Genomic DNA, 19369 nt, shown 5'->3' with positions numbered 1-19369 from the left:
GTGCGATGAGCCTGTTCCCCAATACGACGGCGGCATGGACGGCATTAACGGGCGACATGCAGGGCCAGCGCCTGCTGCGCCTGCAGTTTCCGCATGGCGACGGGCCTGCCGGCATCCAGTTACTTGCCAACAGCCTCGACGCGAGCGAAAGCCTGTCGCGCGACTTTTCCTATGTGGTGGAAGTACTCTCCGACGACGCCCTCATCGCCCTCGACAAGGTGATGGGCAAGATGGTGAGCATCGAACTGGTGCGCGAAGACGGCACCTTGCGCTACTTCAATGGCTATGTGTTCGAATTCCGCTTCCTGCGCACGGACGGCGGCTTCGCCTTTTATGAAATGGTGCTGGAACCGTGGCTGTCGCACCTGCACTTGCGGCAAAACAATGTCGCCTTCCACGGCTTGACGGTGGCGGCGCTGACGGACAAGGTCTTCGATGATTACCTGATGCGCGACTACAAGCTGGCCGCCAGCGGAGCCGACCCTGCCATCACCTACACGTGCCAGCACAACGAGAGCGACCACAACCTGCTGCACCGCCATTGGGAGCAACTGGGCTGGCACTACCGCTACGAACACCGCCCTGACGGCCACACCTTGTGGCTGTCCGACGACAGCACTACCGGCAAGCCCATCGATGGCGATCTGAGCGAAATGCCCTTCCAGCACCAGGCCGGTTCCCTGGAGGACGATGGTGTGCATCAATGGAGCACGGTGCGGCGCATGGCGCCAAGCCAGATGACGGTGGCCAGTTTCAATTTCAAGAACCCGCGCAGTGCCCGCGCCAGCCGCGACTCGCTGAACCGGCAGGGTGCCGTGCCATCGCTGGAAGTATATGAAAACACGGGCAGCTACGGTTTTAAAAACATCGACGATGGCGAGGCGCTGGCGCGGCGCCGCATGGAAGAGGTTGACGCGCAGGGACAGCTGTTCGAAGCGCAAGGCAATGACCGCACGGCGCAACCGGGACGCTGGTTCACGCTGGGCGGGCATTTCGACAGTGCAACCAGCGAATATCTGATCCTCTCCGTGCACCACCATGCCAGCAACAACTACCAGCAAGGGCACGGCGCCACCTCGCAATACAGCAACACATTTACCTGCATCCCCCGCGCCATCCCCTGGCGCCCGGGACGCAACTTCCATAGCCACGAACCGAAGATCTATGGCGTGCAGACGGCCACCGTCGTCGGGCCGCCCGGCGAGGAAATCCACACGGATGGTTACGGACGGGTGAAGCTGCAATTTCACTGGGACCGACTCGGCACCTTCGATGACAAAAGTTCGCCGTGGATACGGGTGATATCGAACTGGGCCGGCCCGAATTTCGGCCACATCAGCCTGCCCCGGGTGGGCATGGAAGTGGCCGTGCAATTTCTTGACGGTAATGTCGCCATGCCCCTCATCATCGGCTGCGTCTACAACGCGCGCAACATGCCGCCGTGGGATTTGCCAGCGAACAAGACGCAAAGCGGCATGCTGAGCCGCTCCTCAAAAAAGGGTTCCGCCGCGCACGCCAACGCCTTGCGCTTCGAAGACCGCAAGGACGCCGAAGAACTGTGGCTGCATGCGGAAAAAGACCAGCGCATCGAAGTCGAACATGATGAATCGCACTGGGTTGGCAACGACCGGCGCAAAACCATCGACCGCGATGAAACCGTGCACGTCAAGCGCGACCGCACGGAGACGGTGGACCACGATGAAGACATCACCGTGCATAACAACCGCCGTGAACGCGTCGACCATGACGAACACATCGACATTGGCGACAACCGCCGCGAACACGTGGGCGGCAACGAGCAGGTGCAGATCGACGGCCACCGTTCGGAACGGGTGACCCTGGCCAAGGACGAAACTATCGGCCTGGCCAAGGTGCTGACCATCGGCGCCGCTTACCAGACCACCGTCATCGGCGCCATGAACACCACCGTGGTGCTGGCGCAGGCCGAGCAGATCGGCCTGGCGAAAAGCGTCATCGTCGGCGCCGACAGCACGCTCACGGCCACCGATTCGCACACGATGACGGTGGGCACCTCCAGCATCACCATCACGCCCGGCCGCATCGAACTCGTTGCCGATGAAATCATCATCCGCGGCAGATCGAAGGTGCAGATCCATGGCGACGACATCGACAACAATCCGGGCTGACGATGAACGACGCCGGCACAACCCATTTCAACATTCCCAATCTGCTTTTCGACAACCGCACGCCGCATGCGGCCAGCCAGTTCGACATGGTCGACCAGTTTGGCGCAGCCTTTCACGTTGTGGTGGCGCGCATGGGCTACACCCTGGGCCCCTGCGGTGCGGACGGACTGGCCAGCCTGCTGCCCATGGCGCGCCCATCGCCGCTGGCCACGGAAGACCGGCACCTGGATGGCGACACGCAGGCGGGCATCGTGCAGGAGAGCGACTTCGCGCCCTACAAGCCGCGCTGCGACGTGATCGTCAATGGGGTGGCGCACGCACCGCGCGGGCAAGCGATGCCGCAATTTCTCGTCAACCTGAAAGTGCAGTCGGAAAAGAAAACCCTGATCGACAAGACCCTGCAAGTGTGCGGCGAACGCGCTTTCCGCAAGAAAGCCATCCTCACGCGCCTGGCGCAGGGCTGCATCCGCATCGGCACCGTGGGCTGGCTGCGGCCCAACCCCTGGCACCTGTCGGCGCCAGAACCATTCCAGCAATTGCCGCTGCACTACGCCTATGCGTATGGCAGCCAATGCCGCATCGAGGCCGATGACTGCACCGCGGCGAAGCACGATTCTTGCCAGGCCAATCCGTTGGGACGGGGTTTTGCGCGGCACTGGTACCTGGATGCGAAACATATTGACGAGGTGCCCGCACCGCGCATCACGGATGCATCTCTGCTGTGCACGGCCGCCCAGTTCTGGCAAGGCGCGGGCGGCAAGGAGCTGCCGGCACCGGCGGGGCTGGTCGTTATCGGCCGTGGCTGGCTGCCGCGCCGCGCGCTGGCAGGCAGCATCGTCGTCAAGGACAAATGGGATGCCGATGAAGTCCCTGCCCTGCCGGAAGACTTCGATTTCGCCTACTGGAACAGCACGCCGCCGGACCAGCAATGTCCGCACCTGGCGGGACTGGAACAATTCACCTTGACCAACCTGTGCCGCCACGACCATCCGTCGGCCCGCATCGACCCGCGCGGCAACACGGTGCTGCGTTTCGCCCTGCCGCAACAGGTGCTGTGCCTGCTGCTGGCGGACAAGAACGATCAGTTGCTCGTCTGGCGCCTGGTCATCGATACGGTGCTGGTCGACCCCGAAGCGGCCACTGTGGAACTGGTGTGGCGCGCCATCGTGCCGGCCGACGCTGGCCAGGTAGAGTCGCGCCTGCTGCACGCGATGGAGCCGGCGCAGATCGCACGCATCGAACTGCTGGAACAGGCCCAGGAAGCACTGGGCAAGGCGGCCGGGCAAGGTAAAGACAAATGACGAATGAAACCGTCACCAAGGCATCGCGCTTCTATTGCGTCAGCCTCAGTCCCGACATTTGCAAGACGCCCGTCGGCTCCAGCACGCCGCCTATTCCCTACAGCATCATCGGTGAATTCTCGGAAGCACAGAACGCCTCGCCCAACGTCAAGTCGCACAGCGAACCCGTCATCCTGCACCAGCGCAGCACCATTCCCACCGTCAAGGGCGACGCGGCCGGCAAGGCGGGCGGCGTCAAGAGCGGCACCGTCGGCAAGCAGGTCGACACCAAGGTCGCCAGCAGCATCCACCGCGCCAACGGCGCCTACCTGGTGCAGATGGGGCGCGAAGTATGGATGAATTCGCGCAATACCGTGGGCAAGATTTATGAGCGGGGTGGGGAGGCGGCCAAGCCCGTGCTCAAGGAACTGAAGGCGGCGATACGGGAAGCGGCACAGGATTACAAGGATCACGGCTCCAGGAAAATGCACGGCGCCGCCGAAGATCTGGTAGACGTGGGCGGCACCGTCCTGACAGGCAGCGCCGTGCTGGGCGTCGCCGGAGTGGGCGTTGCGGCAACGGGAGTCGGCGCCCCCGCTGCCGCCGCGATGGAAGCGGGCGCGGCAGCGGGCGCTGTGGCCGGCACGGCGACCGTTGCGTCAGGCACGGCCATGGACGCATCGGCCACGGTGCTCGACCAGGCGGCCGACTACATATTGACAGGCAAGACCCCCGATTTACTCAATACGGCCTCGGACATCGTCACGAATGCTGCAGGCACAGTATTGCAAACGGCGGTGTTCAGCAAGGTTCCGGGCGGGAAAATACTGAGCAAGTTCCTCGGCAAAAAGGCGGCGCCGACCATCGACAAGGTCAAGGAAAAGCTGGTCGGGAAAAAGCCGGACAAGCCACCGCCAAAACTCGAAAAACCACCCCCGAAAAACGGCGGCGACGACGGCAAGAGCCGTGGCAGGAAAGAACCGAAATCGGAGCCGCCGTCCGACTGCTGCCCCAAGGATAGCGGCCCCGCGAAAAGATCCGTCAAGGGCCGCAAGCCCGTGCATTTCGGCACGGGCCAGGAAATCCTGTACCAGACGGATTTCGCGCTCGAACGCAGCATCCCCATCGCCTGGACGCGCTGCTACCGCTCCGGTGCCGAATGCGAAGATGGGGACTTGCTGGGTGCGCGCTGGTCCACGCCCTACACCACCAGCCTGTCGCTATGCGATGCCGGCATCGTCTACCACGACGACAGCGGCCGCGCCCTGCGCCTGCCTGGCCTGGAACCGGGTCAGCAACACGACAGCCGCAGGGAAGGTTTTACGCTCACGCGCGACAGTGCCGACAGCTTCAGCCTGCTGTGGCGCGATGGCAGCGTCGACCGCTTTGCGCGCGCGGAAGGCGGCTGGCTGCCGCACGGCTACGACGGCGTCAACGCCATGCTGGTCCCGTCCGCGCCCGTCGCCACGCAACGCTTTGCACTCGTGCGTAGCGAGGGACGCGATGGACGCGGCATCAGCATCGACCGCTTGATCGATGCCAAGCCGGGCGACGTGCTGCTGCGCCTGCGCAGCGACGATGGCGTCGTGCTCGAAGCCATGCGCGGGGAAGCGGAAAAGGCCATCCACATCGGCAGCATCGAAGAGATATTGCCCGACGGCGGCCGCCTCTGCCACGTACGCTACGAATACGCAGCCGAAACAAACGAGACGCAGCCGCCCTTCCCGCCCCGCCACAACCTGGTCAGCCAGTCGAATGCGCTGGGCGACACGCGCCGCTACAGCTATCGCCACCACCTGCTCACGTCGTGCGGCAGCTACACGGGTTTTACGTACGAGCTGGAATGGATCAGCCTGGACGCGCTGCGCGCCCGCTGGAGCGGATCGCCGCTGAGCGAGCAGGAGCTGGCGCAGCACCATCCCGTGACCCTGGCCAACAGCTACCAGGCGCGCGCCATCGCCACGCGGGCGTGCGATGGCAGCGAGCACACGCTCATCGATTACGTGGACAACGACACCAGCCGCGTCACGGAAAACGGCGGTGTCCTCGAGTACACCTTCGACGCCAACTGGCTGGCCACCGAAGTGCGCCGCGTGCTCGACGGCAACGCTGCCTCGCTGGGCCGGCGCGAGTGGGACCGCGATGGCATGCTGCTGGCCGATATCGATGCCAACGGCGCCGCCACGCGCTATGCCTACGATGCGGCCGGCAACCTGACCCGCAGCACCGATGCCAAAGGACACAGCAACAGCATCGACTACGACAGCCAGAACCAGCCCGTCGCCTTCACGGATGCGCTGGGCAACACCACACGCCGCGACTACGATGCTGCAGGCCGCCCCGTCAGCATCACGGACGCCTTGGGCCACGTCACGCGCTACCGCTACGACCCGCGCGGCCAGCTGGTGGAACTGATCGACGCCAGGGGCGGCAGCAAACATTTCCAGTACAACCGTCATGGCTGGCTCACCAGCTACACGGATTGCTCCGGCCACACCAGCGAATTCGCCTACGATGCGCTGGGCCGGCTGGAAGCGGCCCGCGATGCGCTGGGCCATGCCACCCGCTACGAATATGACGCGCTGGGCCGCCTGATCCGCCTCACGGCGCCCGATCAGACCCGGGAGCAATATGCCTACGATGGGGACGGCAATCTGGTCTTGCACGTCGATGCGGCCGGTCAGCAGACACGCTACCGCTACAACGGCCAGGGCTTGCCCGTGGAGCGCACGGACGCCATCGGCCAGACCTTGCAGTATCGCTACGACGCTGCGCTGCAACTGACAGACTTGATCAACGCCAAGGGCGAAAGCTATCGGCTCGCATATCATGCGGAAGGCTGGCTGTCGTCGGAAACGGGCTTCGACGGCAAGCGCACGCACTACAGCTATGACCCTGCCGGCAACCTCACTACCACCGAGTGCGGCAGCCAGCGCACGCAGTTGCTGCGCGACGCGCTCGGTTTGTTGCAAGTCAAGACCACGGCGGACGGTGCGGTTCGCTACGCCTACGATGCGCTGGGTCGCCTGACGGCCGTCTCCGCGCCACAAGCCGAACAGCGTTTCTTCCATGATGCGCTGGGCCAACTGATCGAAGAACGCAGCGCCTGCTTCCTGCAAACGCTGCCCGAAGCGGCCAGGCTGCCGAATACCCCGCGCGCGCCGGACGCCAGCTTTGTCATGACGCACTCTTATGACGAACTGGGCAACCGTATCCAAACCGTCCTGCCGAATGGACGCCGCGTCGACACCCTTCGCTACGGCTCCGGCCACTGGCACGGCGTGCTGTGGCATGGCAAGACCGTGGTCGATGTCGAACGCGACAAACTGCACCGCGAAAAGCAGCGGCAGCTGGGCACCAGCGGCTTGCTCGCCACGCGCCAGTACGACCCGCAATCGCGCCTCACCCGGCTGACCCTGGCACGCGGCGCCGACGCGCCCGTCCCCGTGCGCGAGCGATACTTTGACTACGATGCGCAGGGCAACTTGCGCACCATCTCGCAGACGGGCATTACGGCCGCCGGCCCGCTCGGCAAACTGCGCTACGCCTATGACCCCGTCGGGCAATTGCTGTCCGCCGTGCAACCCGGCCTGGCCGAACACTTCGCCTTCGACCCGGCAGGCAATCTGGTCGACACTGCGCCCGCCTCCGGCAACGTACTGAAACGCTACGGCAATTCCGAATACGACTACGACGAACAAGGCAATGCCACCGCCAAGCGCTTCCATCCGCCGGGCAGGGAGTCGAGCTGGAGCGACCTGGAGCTTGAATACGACGCCGAAAACCGCCTCAGCCATGCCACCCGAACGGAACGCCAATCGCGCCACCGCGCCCGCTACTTTTATGACGCCTTCAGCCGCCGCATCGCCAAACGCGTCGAGGAGGCCCGCTGGAGCAAGCAGCAAGACATCACCAAAGGCCAGCCCGCCCGCAAGAACGCCGCCACCACCTTCTTCGTCTGGGATGGCGACACGCTGGCGCAGGAACTTGGGCGCGACGAGACGGTCACATACCTGTACGAGCCGGACAGCTTCGTGCCGCTGGCCAGGATCGGTTCGCCAGCCTGTCGCCAGGCAAGCGCCGTCCACCTGCCACGCGTCGCGCAATGGGATTTACCTGCCTCCCGGCACGACACCGAACTCCAGGCAGCCATTACGCAAGAACAGGCGGACACCGAAGCGCAGCATGTATCGGCATGGCAGCGTACCCAGGCGTTAGCCGACGGCGCGGCAGCACACGACCGCATCACCCACTACCACTGCGATCACCTGGGCACGCCACGCGAGTTGACGGATGCGCAAGGGAACCTGGTCTGGAGCGGGGGCTACAAGACCTGGGGACGCTTGCTTTATGTGGAAGGGGAAATCGAGCAGCCGCTGCGGTTTCAGGGGCAGTATGAGGATCAAGAGACTGGACTGTTTTACAACCGGTATCGCTATTACGAACCTGAAACTTCAAGATATCTCAGTCAGGATCCAGTGGGACTCTCTGGCGGGGTTAATTTGTATACCTACGCCCCTAATCCCACGATGTGGATTGATCCACTCGGACTACAAAAAAAATGTAATCCCTGTTGTATCGGTGGCCGGTTCTCCAGTGCTGACGGAGCTGCCCGAGCAGCGTTAACTCGCTACAATTCAAAGTCAATTCGAGACAATCTTGAGTATGGTGGGCTAATTTACAAAGGTAAAAATGGAAAATACGATTTCACAAAAGCGACGCGAGGCGATCTTGATGGAGTAGATCCCTGGAGTGGAAAAAAAATTTCCAAGAATTGTGAAGAAACAGGATATTGGCATACGCACGGAAATTATTCAAAAAGAGATGGAACACCGACAACAAAAGAAAATGATTACTTCAACAGCAACGATTTTTCCCCAGCAGATAAAAATGCAGCAAAATTGAGCGGCCAAGGAAAAACAGAGTATCGAGGATACGTAGGCACTCCAAGTGGCGTATTCAAAGGATATAATTCGAAGAGTGGAATCACCTATACGCTATGAGAAAAATCATATCTTGTTTTTTTGCACTTAACCTAGAATTTATCAGCCAGCAAAGTATTTCAAAAAATTTTCCCGATAAAAATACGAATGTGAAAAAATATATGTCCAACACAGAAAACTCAGAAGAAAAAATTTCCGGAAAAAAATTTGAAATATTACTTATAGCTTTTTATGAATTCAAAAAAATGCAAAAAAATATTTCCGATTTCGAAATCTACATCCAAGACAACAACGAAGATGTTGAAATAACCTTCGTACCAAATTTCTCACCAGGAGAAAAAATACTAGGTGGAAAAACATCTTTAGGAAGATCCATCACCTATACCATTTCAAAAAAAACAAAAGAAATTATCAAGTCAAATTATCATAGATGACATCAATAAGATTCTTAACTGTTTGACTTGGTTTTCAAGCTGAACCATACTTCGCATTGACTGCCTTAAGACAGGCCATTCAGCGACACAATCAGCACATCAGATCCAAATACGACATCCACGCATGCCCTCCTCCCCCTACATCGGCCGCTTCGCCCCCTCCCCCTCCGGCCCTCTGCACATGGGCTCGCTCGTTGCCGCCATGGCCAGTTATCTCGATGCGAAGGTGCATCGGGGCACGTGGCTGCTGCGCATCGAGGATCTGGACTATGACCGCAATGTCGAGGGCGCCGATCTCGGCATCCTGGCCAGCCTGCAGCGCTGCGGCATGTACTGGGATGGCGAGGCGACGTGGCAGAGCAAGCGCTTGCCGCTGTACGAGGCGGCGCTGAAACAGTTGCAGGATGATGGCCTCGTGTATGCGTGCGGCTGTTCGCGCAAGGAGATCCAGGATTCGGTGCTGCAGGCGGGCGGACCCAAGGGTGGGGCCGCCGTGTATCCGGGCACCTGCCGTCATGGACTGGCACCGGGCAAGGCGGCGCGGGCCTTGCGGCTGCGGGTACCGCAGGGGGCCGATGCGGTGTACGCGTTTGCCGACCGCTGGGCGGGTCCGCAGCGGCAGGATCTGGCCAGTGAAGTGGGCGACTTCATCGTGCTGCGCGGCGATGGCTACTGGGCGTATCAGCTGGCCGTGGTGGTCGACGATGGCGCGCAGGGCATCACGCAGGTAGTGCGCGGCGCGGACTTGCTCGATTCCACGCCGCGCCAACTGTATCTGCAGGACGTGCTGGGCTTGCCGCATCCCGGCTTCCTGCACGTGCCCGTCGTCATGAACGACAGCGGCGAAAAGCTGTCCAAGCAGACGGGCGCCCTCGCCTTCGATACGGCAAGCAATGCTGCTGACCTTCTGGCGTCGGCGCTGCAGCCGGCCGCCCGCTTCCTGGGACTCGACGTGCGCGCCGACAAGGTGGAAGATTTCTGGCAGCAAGCCATTCCCGCCTGGGCACAGCGGCTGGCACAACTTCCCGAGCGGGCATAAAAAAACCCGCCGCGGCGAACCGGGCGGGTTGCAATGCAGGCGCCAGCACATGGCCGGCACCTGAAGTCTGGCAATTAGAAGTTGCCTTTGAATTGCACCCCAAACTGACGTGGCTCATTGATGAAGCCCGTGCGGTTGTTGAAGTCGATGGCGCCCGTGATACGCTGGGTATCGGTGATGTTGCGGCCAAAAGCGGCCACTTCATACTTGCCGGCATCCCAGGTGTAGCCTACGCGCAAGCCGCCTTCGACCATCGGCTTGCCGGTGAACTCGGTTGCTTCATACAGGAAGAAGTTGATCTTGCTGCGGTATGCCCAGTCCGTGAAGACAAAGAATTCGCCGTTTTCCATCGGAATCGAATAACGGCCCGTGGCGGTGATCGTCCACTTCGGCGCTTGCGGCAGTGGATTGCCGTCGATGATGGCACGGTTGCCGGTGGTCAGCGAATCGGTCACGGTGCAACGCGTTTGGGCACAGGTGGCGATCGACAGGCTCGGGTCCTTGATTTCCGTGAAGTTGTAGCTGCCGCCCAGGGACATCTTCAGGCTAGGCGTGACAAAACCTTCCAGTTCCAGCTCGGCGCCACGGCCATTCGTCTTGGCTGCATTGATCAGGCGCGTCACGTTCGAAGTGCCGCCAACGACCGTCAATTGCTGGTTCTTCACCTGGTAGTTGTACAGGCTGAAGGCAACGCGGGCGCGGCGCTCGAACAGGTCGGCCTTGATGCCCGCTTCGAACGAGGTGATCGTTTCAGCATCGGCCACGGTGACAGGCACGCTGGTGCTGGCCGGGGCGATACTTGGCGCGCGGAAACCGGTAGCGACACGGCCGTAGAAGTTCACGTCCTTGTTGTATTTATAGGTACCGCTCAAGTCCCAGTTGACCTTGGCTTTGCTGACATCGGCGCTGGTCGGGTTGACCTGCACGATGTTGGTCGCTTCCACCGTGTTGAAATCCTTCTTGTCCTTGGTGTAGCGCAAGCCGGCGCGCAGCATGAAGTCATCGCTGACGGCGTAGTTGACGGAACCAAACGTTGCCCAGGCCGAGTTCTTCTGGCGGCTGGCCAGGTGCGTGGTCAGCACATGCGTGTTGGTATCGAAGTTGTCGGTGAAACCGTTGGCATCTTCGTTGAAGTAGTACACGCCTGCCTGCCAGTTGAGGGGACCGGCATTCTTCGATTCGGCGCGGAATTCTTGCGAGTATTGTTTCACGCTGGTGATGCCGCCAGCCGTTTCAACCTGAAAAGGAATGAAGCCTGGACCCGTCGGCGTGCCGCCATCGATATCGCCATGCGACACGTAATTGCCGACCTGTTCAAAGCCCGTGATCGAGTACAGTTTAATACCGTCCAGGTCCCAGCTCAGGCGGGCGCTGGCGCCGTTGGTGCGCAGGCGCTGGAAGTTCGGCGCATTCGTGAACGACTTGTTCGGGTCGAAACCGTCGACGATGTCGTTCGTGCCCTGCTTGATCATGTTGGCGTAGAAGACGCGCGCGCTGCCCGTGGTGTTACGCTGGTGCACATTGAACAGGGCATTGAAGGTGGTGTTCGGTGCGTACATCAGTTGCACGCGCTCGGCGTGTTCGTTGTAGCCGTCCAGCGCGTTTTTCTGGCCCGTAAAGGTGTTGTCGACGTAATCGTCGCGGTGCTGGCGCAGGGTCGAGAAGCGCAGCGCCCATTCTTTGCTCAGCGGCACGTTGACGGCGCCGTCGAAGTTGGTCGTGTTGTGCGTGGCGGCGGAAACGTTGTAGTAGCCTTCAACCTTGTCCAGGTTCGGCTTCACGGATTCGAACTTGACCACGCCGGCAGGCGTATTGCGGCCGAACAAGGTGCCTTGCGGGCCGCGCAACACTTCCACGCCAGCCACGTCGAAAATCGGATAGCCCTTGAGGATCGGATTTTCTTGCACGACATCGTCGTAAATCAGGGAAACAGGTTGCGATGCAAAAATGTTGAAGTCGGTATTGCCGTAGCCGCGGATGTAGAAGCGGGGGAAGGTGCGGCCATTCGACGATTCCACGTTCAGGCTCGGCACTTTACCGGCCAGTACGCGAATGTCTTGTCCGCTGGACACCAGCACGTCGAGCTTCTCGTCGCGCAGCAGCGACACGGAGACGGGCACGTCGCGGATATTTTCCTTGCGGCGCTGCGCCGTCACGGTCACGGTTTCCAGCTGGCTGGCGGCAGGGGTCGTATCAGCAGCGACTTCATCAGCATAAGCCGAGCCGATAGGCAAGGCAGCGGACAGTGCCAGCATAGCAGCGCTTTTGGCGCACAAACGCTTGTGCATCTTGGACATCTTGATCATGTTGTTTCCCAGAAGTTTAAAAAAGAATTGCGAAACCTGTCTCCGGGTTATGTACGGCGCTGGATGATCGCCTGCACCATCACGGTGCAGCAGCGCGAGCGGATGTTTCTCCGCCCATGGCGTCACTGGCTCTGCCCTGGCTGTCGTCCACGCCGACAGCGGTCTGGCCGCATCTCTGGGATGTCTGATGAACACCAACTTTTGAGTAAGGCGCCAATTTAATTCAAGCGCCTTATACGCTGCAAGAATATTGTTATGTAAAATATTCATTCATCAACATAATGCGCTGACTAGTGGTTATTCAGCCACAATAGCGCCCTTGTCTTGCTATTTCCTTGCTATTTCCCCCGATCACTTGCCGCCTGGCGCGATTTTTTCGCCAACCCTGAGAAAGTGGAAACGGCGTCCTGCAAGACAGCCCAGAGCGTATAAATAGTTGTAATATCGCCAGAATTGAGTTGCCAGGCCGCCCCATTCCGGTGCGGCGGGGCCCCTGCACCATCGTCCATAACCTCCATGCCAGAACCCAGCCAGCCCAGCAACGCCGCCCCGTCCTCCACCGTCGCCGCCCAAGCGGCGCATTTACTGCTGAGCGCCCATTGCGACATCGTCTGGAGCACGAAAACCTTCGGCCAGTTCGACGCAGACCAGCCATCCTGGCGCGCCTTCACAGGCCAGACCGAGGCTGAACTGCTGGGCCGCGGCTGGGTCAATGCCCTGCATCCGGACGACCGCAACTTGCCGTACGTCATGCCATCGCACCTGACCAGCGTGTTCGAGGCGGAATACCGGCTGCGCCACGTCAGCGGTAGCTACCGCAACATGCTCGTGCGCATGCTGCCTGTGCTGGCGCCCGACGGCAGCATCGTTGAATGGCTGGGCTCGCATTGCGACGTGACGCAGCAACGGCAGACGGAACAGCGGCTGCGCCTGGCCATGCAGGGCGGCCGCATGGGCACGTGGGAGATCGACCTGGGCAGCGGCAGCATGGCCGGCTCCGACGCCTTCAAGGCCAACCTGGGCCTGCCGCCGGACAGCCGCATCGATTACGCGCAGCTGACGGGCGCCATGCTCGACGGCGACCTGCAGCACTGGCAGACGGTGGTGCACGCCGCCATCGCCAGCGCCAGCGATTTCGAAATCGACATCCGCGTGCGCTGGCCCGATGGTTCACTGCACTGGGCGCACATGCGCGGCACCTGCGCCAGCGATGGCGCCGGCAATGTAATCGCCCTGTCCGGCATCTCGCTCGACCTGACGACCAGCAAACAGAACGAGGAAACCCTGCGCCTGACCCTGGCGGCCGGCGAAGTGGCCACCTGGAACTGGGACATCGTGGCCGACCGGGTCACGGCCGACAGCAATTTGGCACGCTTGTTCCCCGTCAATGCCGATGCGGCTACGGCGGCGCCGCTGGCGCGCTACCTGGACATCATCCATCCCGATGACCGCGAGCAAGTCAGCGCGCAGATTGCCCAGGCGCTGCACGCACACGCGCCGTTCGAGGCCAGCTACCGCGTCGCTGCCGGCGATGGCCAGTACCGCTCGGTCATCGCGCGGGGCCGCGCGGAATACGCCCCCGATGGCACGCCCTTGCAATTTCCCGGCGTCCTGCTCGACATCACGCGCCAGAAACAGGTGGAAGATGCGCTGCGCCGCAGCGAGGAACGCTACCGCACCCTGATCGAGCTGATGGACCAGGCCTTTTGCGTCATCGAAATGCTGTACGACGAACAAGGCCGCCCTGTCGACTTCCGCTACCTGGAAGGCAACGCCGCCTTCGTCAAGCAATCGGGACTGGACAATGCCATCGGCAAGACCATCCGCAGCTTCGTGCCCGACCACGACCAGCACTGGTTCGACCTGTACGACCAGGTCGTCAAGACGGGCGAACCCGTGCGCTACGAAAACGAAGCCGTGGCCATGGAACGCTGGTTCGAAGTCTTCGCCGCGCGCCTGGGCGGCCCCGGCAGCCGCCTGCTGACGGTGCTGTTCAGCGACATCAGCGAGCGCAAGCGTTCTGAGCAGCAATTGCGCCAGCTGGCCGACAACCTGTCCGAAATGGACCGGCGCAAGACGGAATTCCTTGCCACCCTGGCGCACGAACTGCGCAACCCGCTGGCCCCCATCCGCAACGGCTTGCAGATCATGCGCCTGGCCGCCGACAAGCCCGCCACCGTGGCGAGAGTGCGCGACGTGATGGAGCGGCAAGTCAATCAGATGGTGCATCTGGTCAACGACTTGCTGGACGTGGCCCGCATCACGCGGGGCCAGATCGAACTCAAGCTGGAACGCGCGGACTTGAAAACCATCATCGCGGGCGCCGTGGAAACGAGCATGCCGCTGATCGAAGCGGGCCGCCACCAGTTGCAGGTGCAACTTGCTGAAGAGGCGCTGCTGCTTGAGGCCGACCCCACGCGCCTGGCGCAAGTGCTGGGCAATTTGCTCAACAATACCGCCAAGTACACGCCCGCCGGCGGCCATATCAGCTTGCGCGCCTTACGCGACGGCAACGAGGCATTGATTGAAGTCAAAGATAGCGGCGTGGGCATTCCCGCCGAATCGCTGGCTACCGTCTTCGACATGTTTACGCAGGTGGGGCAGAACATGGGCAGGGCTCAGGGCGGCCTGGGCATCGGCCTGTCGCTGGTGCGGCGCCTGGCCGAGCTGCATGGCGGCAGCGCCACGGCGGCCAGTCCAGGCGCCGGCCTGGGCAGCACCTTCAGCGTGCGCCTGCCACTGTTGGAGGAGGAAGCGAAGGCGCCTGCCGTACTGGCTGCGCCTGCCAACACCACCGGCGGCCCGCACTTCCGCGTGCTGGTGGTCGACGACAATGTCGATGCGGCCGAGACCCTCGCCGCCGTGCTCGACATGATGGGCCATGCCGCGCAAGTGGCCCACGATGGCGCGCAAGCCCTGGCCTTGGTGCCGCAATTCCTGCCAGACGTTATATTCCTCGATATCGGCCTGCCCGGCATGAGCGGCTATGAAGTGGCACGCACGCTGCGCCGGATACCGGCCGGCGCCAACGTCGTGCTCGTGGCATTGACGGGCTGGGGCGCCGAAAACGACCGCAGTCAATCGAGCGCGGCCGGCTTCGACCACCATTTGACCAAACCGGCCAACCTGCTCGCCATCGGCGAACTGCTGGCCGCCCTTTCCACTCCCAACACTCCCACAAACCATGACTGAATCCCTGAACCACGTCCGCCGCAACCTCCTGCTGGCCGGCGGCGCCGCCCTGCTGTGCCCGGCACCGCTGCTGTTTGCCGCGCCCGCCACCAGCATCGCCGCAGCACAGACACAACTGGCCGCGCTGGAAAAAGCCGCCGGCGGACGCCTCGGCGTTGCCGCCTGGCGCCAGGGCAGCGACCTGCGCGTTGCCTATCGCGCCGACGAACGATTTCCCCTGGCCAGCACCTTCAAGGCGATGCTGGCGGCCGCCGTGCTGGCCCGCAGCGTCAGCCAGCCGGGCTTGCTGGACCAGCACGTGCGTTACGAGAAAAAAGACCTGGTCACCTATTCGCCCATCACGGAAAAGCATCTGGCCGACGGCATGACCGTGGCCGATCTGTGCGCCGCCACCTTGCAGTACAGCGACAATAGCGCGGCCAATTTCCTGATGACATTATTAGGCGGGCCGCAAGCCGTGACGGCCTATGCGCGCAGCATCGGCAATACGGTGTTCCAGCTGGAACGCTGGGAAACGGAATTGAATAGCGCCATCCCCGGCGAAGTGCGCGACACGGCCAGCCCCGCGTCGATGGCGCACAGCTTGCAGCAATTGTTATTGGGAAATAGCTTGCCAGCGCCGCAGCGCCAGCAACTGGACGCCTGGATGCGCGGCAACACGACAGGCGACAAACGCATCCGCGCCGGCGTACCGGCCGGCTGGCAGGTGGCCGACAAGACGGGCTCGGGCGCGTATGGCAGCGTCAACGATATCGGCGTGGCCTACCCGGCCAGCGGCGCGCCGCTGGTGATCGCCGTGTACTACACGCGCGAACAGAAAAAAGCGGACACGAATCAAGACATCATCACGGCCGCCACGCGCATCGTGACGGCCGCGCTGGTGTAATTACTTCGGCAGCGCAGCCATGAAGCCTGCATACGTGGACCAGGCGGGGTCGGCCGCGCTGCGGATTTCAATCGGGAACTTTGGACGCGGCGCCAGCGCCGTGTTCAGGCGATTGAAGAATTCTTCGCCCGACTGCGTGTAATAAATCCATTCGCGCAAGTTCTCGCCCGTCGACACCAGCGCCAGCGTAGCAAAACCTTCCTCTTCCACCACGGGCGCCAGCGCCGCTTCCAGCTCTTCCATGTGCTCGCGCTCGTTCGGCGCGGGCATGCCCGTCTCGTCCTCATAGCGCCAGGCGATGATGATGCGGTCCGGCTGCGACGACAGGTCCCAATCGTCATGGAAAGTGTCGACATAGCGGTAGATGATGGCCATCTCGTCGCTATGCGTGACGATGGTGCCCCAGCTGCGGGCGGAAGTGGAATTTTCGTTCATGGTTGCAACAGTCAAAAAAACAATCGAAGGGGCGCAGCTTACAGCACTGGCGGGCAAGTCACATTCCACGCGTCATACTGGGCGCCGCTCTTGCGCAGCCAGACGCGGGCGTAGCTGTCGCGGTCGCTCTTGAATACCAGCGCATAACGCTCTTCGGCACGCGGTGCGGCGGCGCCCACGTCGACGGCCGCCAGCGCAAACTTCAGCGCCCGCAACGGGGCACAGGCCGTGTTACCCGCCATCAATAATCGCGCCCGCTCCAGCAGCGGCTTCTGATACAGCAACACGCCTTCCAGCTCGACATCGGGAACGCGCTGCAGCATGCGCACGGGTTCGGCCACCGCGCGGCAGGTGCCACGGTCGAGCCAGGCGTAATACTCCATGCCCGCCTCCTGCCAGCGCGCCTGCTTGCCCTCGCCGTGCAGCACGAACTTGGTACGCTGCGTACGGCACAGCGCGCCATGTCCACGATACGGCGACGTTTCCACGCTGCCCACCACTTCGCTGCCACGGCCACCGACCACGGGCACGCTCTCGAACACGGTGCGTGCAGCCGGCTCGCCCGGATATTGCTGCGCATAAAATTCCAGCAAGGACGCGCGCTGCTGCGCATCCACCGCCACCGCCTCGGCGGCACTGGCAGAGAGGCACATGGCCGACACTACACACAGCGCCAAGGGGCGCACGAAATAACCTGGCATGGCATTCCTTCAATCTGAGTCCAGGGCGGGTATCGCCCAAGCGCAGATTATATAGTTACCGGGAAATGGCAGGCGAACGCGGCGTCAGGAGGTGCGCAAGGTGGCGCCGCCAGCGAGCAACTTGGCGCCACAGGTGGTGGTATCGCCTTCGAAGGCGATGGCAATGCCGTTGATGCTGTGCCGGGACGAGCCGCTGGCAATCTTGCAGCCCTGATGTCCCTTGATGGGGCAGCTGCACAAATCCCCGACGCAGGCGACAGGAATCCCGTTGACCGTACAATGCGTGGCGGCACAACTGAGCACCTTGCCGCCATGCGACGTGGCGTCGCCCAAACGGATGACTTTGCGCATGCTGCCTCCCGTTCTACCTGCCCGCCGAGCTTTCCAGGATGGCTTCCACCGATGGCGCCGCGTAGTTGGCCGGATCGACGGCCGGCGTGACGCGGCTGCGGAAGATATCGCCATTGGCATCCTGCTGCCGGCGTTTGGTGTCCGATGGCGGCGTGATGAAGATGATGCTCGCTTCATTATTGTCGCGCAGATTGATCGCCGCACTGGCGCCGCCATCGCGATAGCTGCCCATCACGCCAATGGCCATCTGCATGAACCAGGTCGCCGCACCGGTATTGCCCAGGCGATGGTCGGTATTGATGAACTGCGCGCTCTTGCTGCTGTCGATTTCCGGTCCACCCTGTGACGCGTAGTCGTGCAGCATGCTTTCCAACATCAGTAACTGCTCGGGCTGGTTTCCCGTCCCTGCCACGATGCGCGCCGCCCCCTTGCCGCGCTCTGCTTCCGGCAAGGTCTGCAGCGCCTGCTGCCAGCCTGCATTGAACATCTTCTGGCGCTGGTCACGCCGCGTGACGGGCTTGCCCTCTTCATCCGCAAATTTGACAAACACGGGCCGATGCACGAAACCGAACGAGGGCAAACGGTCAAAGGTTTCCATCTGTTCCCGGTTCCACGGAATGGGAAACCAAGGCGTCGGTTTCCAGTCACGCGGGGGACGATTTTCCCAGTGGTTGAGTTTGTCGAAAGTATGCAAGCCCGCCCCGCGGATATCGGGCCGCTGGGCGAAGGCGGCAGCAGCCGTGAGCCATTCGGCGACGGTGGGTTGACGAGACATGCTAAAACTGGACCATATTGATTTGACTGGCCTGGCCAATGAACTCTTCAAATCGTAATACATGGCCTTGAATTGCCCCTGTACAAACTTATTCTCGGGATCCTCCCATACGTAAGGACGCAAAGGATCTATTCTTTCGCGGCGCGCCAACACAAACACGGCGGTGGTATCGGGCATCTCGGGGACGTAATAGCCATCCTTTAGTTTCATTGCATCACCCGGCTTGCGACCTCCATCGCGCGTACCCAAACTATCTTCGGAATGTACAACAACATAAGGCAGCTCTGGATGTTGGTCGAAAAATTCAAAGACTTCAATCAACAAGCGATCCGGTCTCTCATCCAGTTTCCAAGGTCCTATGGAAAATAAATGTGCCGGCAGACCAATTGTCGATGCACCTGCTACCAGTCCGGCCATCGGCTCGTACAAACTGGGCTGCTCATCAGGATCAAGAATGGGAGAACCAGCATAAAACGATGGCAAGCCCCAATACATGGGCGTGAAATTAACGCCGTTTTCCAATGCGTCGCAGGCTCGGCCTCCCCCTTGCCCATCCTTATCCATCCCTTTCCACGGATACTTCGTCGGATCCTGCTCACGTATGCTGGTATAAGCACTTCCCTTTTGTAAGGATTCCCACAATTTACCCTGCCGATATTTATCCAACGTCACGCCAAATCCGATCACTTCCAGCACATACTCTCGTCCTAATTCCAAAGGCAGCTTTTTCTGTTGCGCCTGCAACTGTGACGCAATTTCACGTGCCTGACTCTTAGATGCGGCGCCTAGCCATAACCAGCCAGCAAATAGAATTACAACAACTATCGATATCCCCAACCAACGAAGCATCATCATAGTTCTCACCTTTTGAGTCAGCAAT

The 19369-nt window shown here is 61.4% G+C and carries 12 protein-coding genes; 7 read left to right on the top strand and 5 right to left on the bottom strand.

Going from position 1 to position 19369, the window contains the following annotated elements:
• The first annotated feature begins 5 nt into the window (after positions 1 to 5).
• The 5 genes from U0004_RS07050 (at position 6) to gluQRS (ending at position 9843) form a co-directional block, all read left to right on the top strand.
• A complete protein-coding gene (locus U0004_RS07050) occupies positions 6 to 2147 on the top strand; it encodes a type VI secretion system Vgr family protein (protein WP_070257258.1) in 2142 nt (713 codons plus the stop codon).
• A gap of 2 nt (positions 2148 to 2149) precedes the next feature.
• A complete protein-coding gene (locus U0004_RS07045; protein WP_070257256.1) occupies positions 2150 to 3448 on the top strand; it encodes a DUF2169 family type VI secretion system accessory protein in 1299 nt (432 codons plus the stop codon).
• Positions 3445 to 8430, top strand: a complete 4986-nt coding sequence (locus tag U0004_RS07040; RefSeq protein ID WP_070257254.1) for an RHS repeat-associated core domain-containing protein — start codon at positions 3445 to 3447, stop codon at positions 8428 to 8430. Before U0004_RS07045 ends, U0004_RS07040 begins: the two co-directional genes overlap by 4 nt.
• Positions 8427 to 8804, top strand: a complete 378-nt coding sequence (locus U0004_RS07035; RefSeq protein WP_139144169.1) for a hypothetical protein — start codon at positions 8427 to 8429, stop codon at positions 8802 to 8804. Before U0004_RS07040 ends, U0004_RS07035 begins: the two co-directional genes overlap by 4 nt.
• Positions 8805 to 8928: 124 nt before the next feature.
• Positions 8929 to 9843: a tRNA glutamyl-Q(34) synthetase GluQRS gene (gluQRS, locus tag U0004_RS07030; protein WP_070257252.1), complete on the top strand. Its 915-nt coding sequence runs from the start codon at positions 8929 to 8931 to the stop codon at positions 9841 to 9843.
• A gap of 74 nt (positions 9844 to 9917) precedes the next feature.
• On the opposite strand, the gene U0004_RS07025 is transcribed toward gluQRS, so the two are convergent.
• A complete protein-coding gene (locus U0004_RS07025; protein ID WP_070257250.1) occupies positions 9918 to 12149 on the bottom strand; it encodes a TonB-dependent receptor in 2232 nt (743 codons plus the stop codon).
• Between the two features lie 516 nt (positions 12150 to 12665).
• Between U0004_RS07025 and U0004_RS07020 the strand changes: the two genes are divergently transcribed.
• Both U0004_RS07020 and bla read left to right on the top strand, forming a co-directional pair.
• Positions 12666 to 15341: a hybrid sensor histidine kinase/response regulator gene (locus U0004_RS07020; protein ID WP_070257248.1), complete on the top strand. Its 2676-nt coding sequence runs from the start codon at positions 12666 to 12668 to the stop codon at positions 15339 to 15341.
• The gene (gene bla / locus U0004_RS07015; RefSeq protein WP_070257246.1) at positions 15334 to 16227 is read left to right on the top strand and encodes a class A beta-lactamase; all 894 of its coding nucleotides are present in this window, start codon (positions 15334 to 15336) and stop codon (positions 16225 to 16227) included. The genes U0004_RS07020 and bla overlap by 8 nt, the downstream gene beginning before the upstream one ends.
• On the opposite strand, the gene U0004_RS07010 is transcribed toward bla, so the two are convergent.
• From U0004_RS07010 to U0004_RS06995, 4 genes are all read right to left on the bottom strand, one after another.
• Entirely contained in the window at positions 16228 to 16662 is a 435-nt protein-coding gene (locus U0004_RS07010; RefSeq protein ID WP_070257244.1) for a DUF695 domain-containing protein, read from the bottom strand.
• Between the two features lie 38 nt (positions 16663 to 16700).
• On the bottom strand, positions 16701 to 17363 hold the full coding sequence (locus U0004_RS07005; protein WP_070257242.1) for a hypothetical protein: 663 nt from the start codon (positions 17361 to 17363) through the stop codon (positions 16701 to 16703).
• 84 nt (positions 17364 to 17447) lie between these two features.
• Complete coding sequence (locus U0004_RS07000) at positions 17448 to 17714, bottom strand: PAAR domain-containing protein (protein WP_070257239.1); 267 nt, start codon at positions 17712 to 17714, stop codon at positions 17448 to 17450.
• A gap of 13 nt (positions 17715 to 17727) precedes the next feature.
• On the bottom strand, positions 17728 to 19344 hold the full coding sequence (locus tag U0004_RS06995) for a type VI lipase adapter Tla3 domain-containing protein (RefSeq protein ID WP_139144168.1): 1617 nt from the start codon (positions 19342 to 19344) through the stop codon (positions 17728 to 17730).
• Between the last annotated feature and the right edge of the window lie 25 nt (positions 19345 to 19369).

It is taken from the genome of Janthinobacterium lividum, from assembly GCF_034424625.1.
Lineage (GTDB): Bacteria > Pseudomonadota > Gammaproteobacteria > Burkholderiales > Burkholderiaceae_D > Janthinobacterium > Janthinobacterium lividum.
The sequence above is the reverse complement of the archived record's forward strand: the minus strand, read 5'-3'. Positions and strand labels throughout refer to the sequence as shown.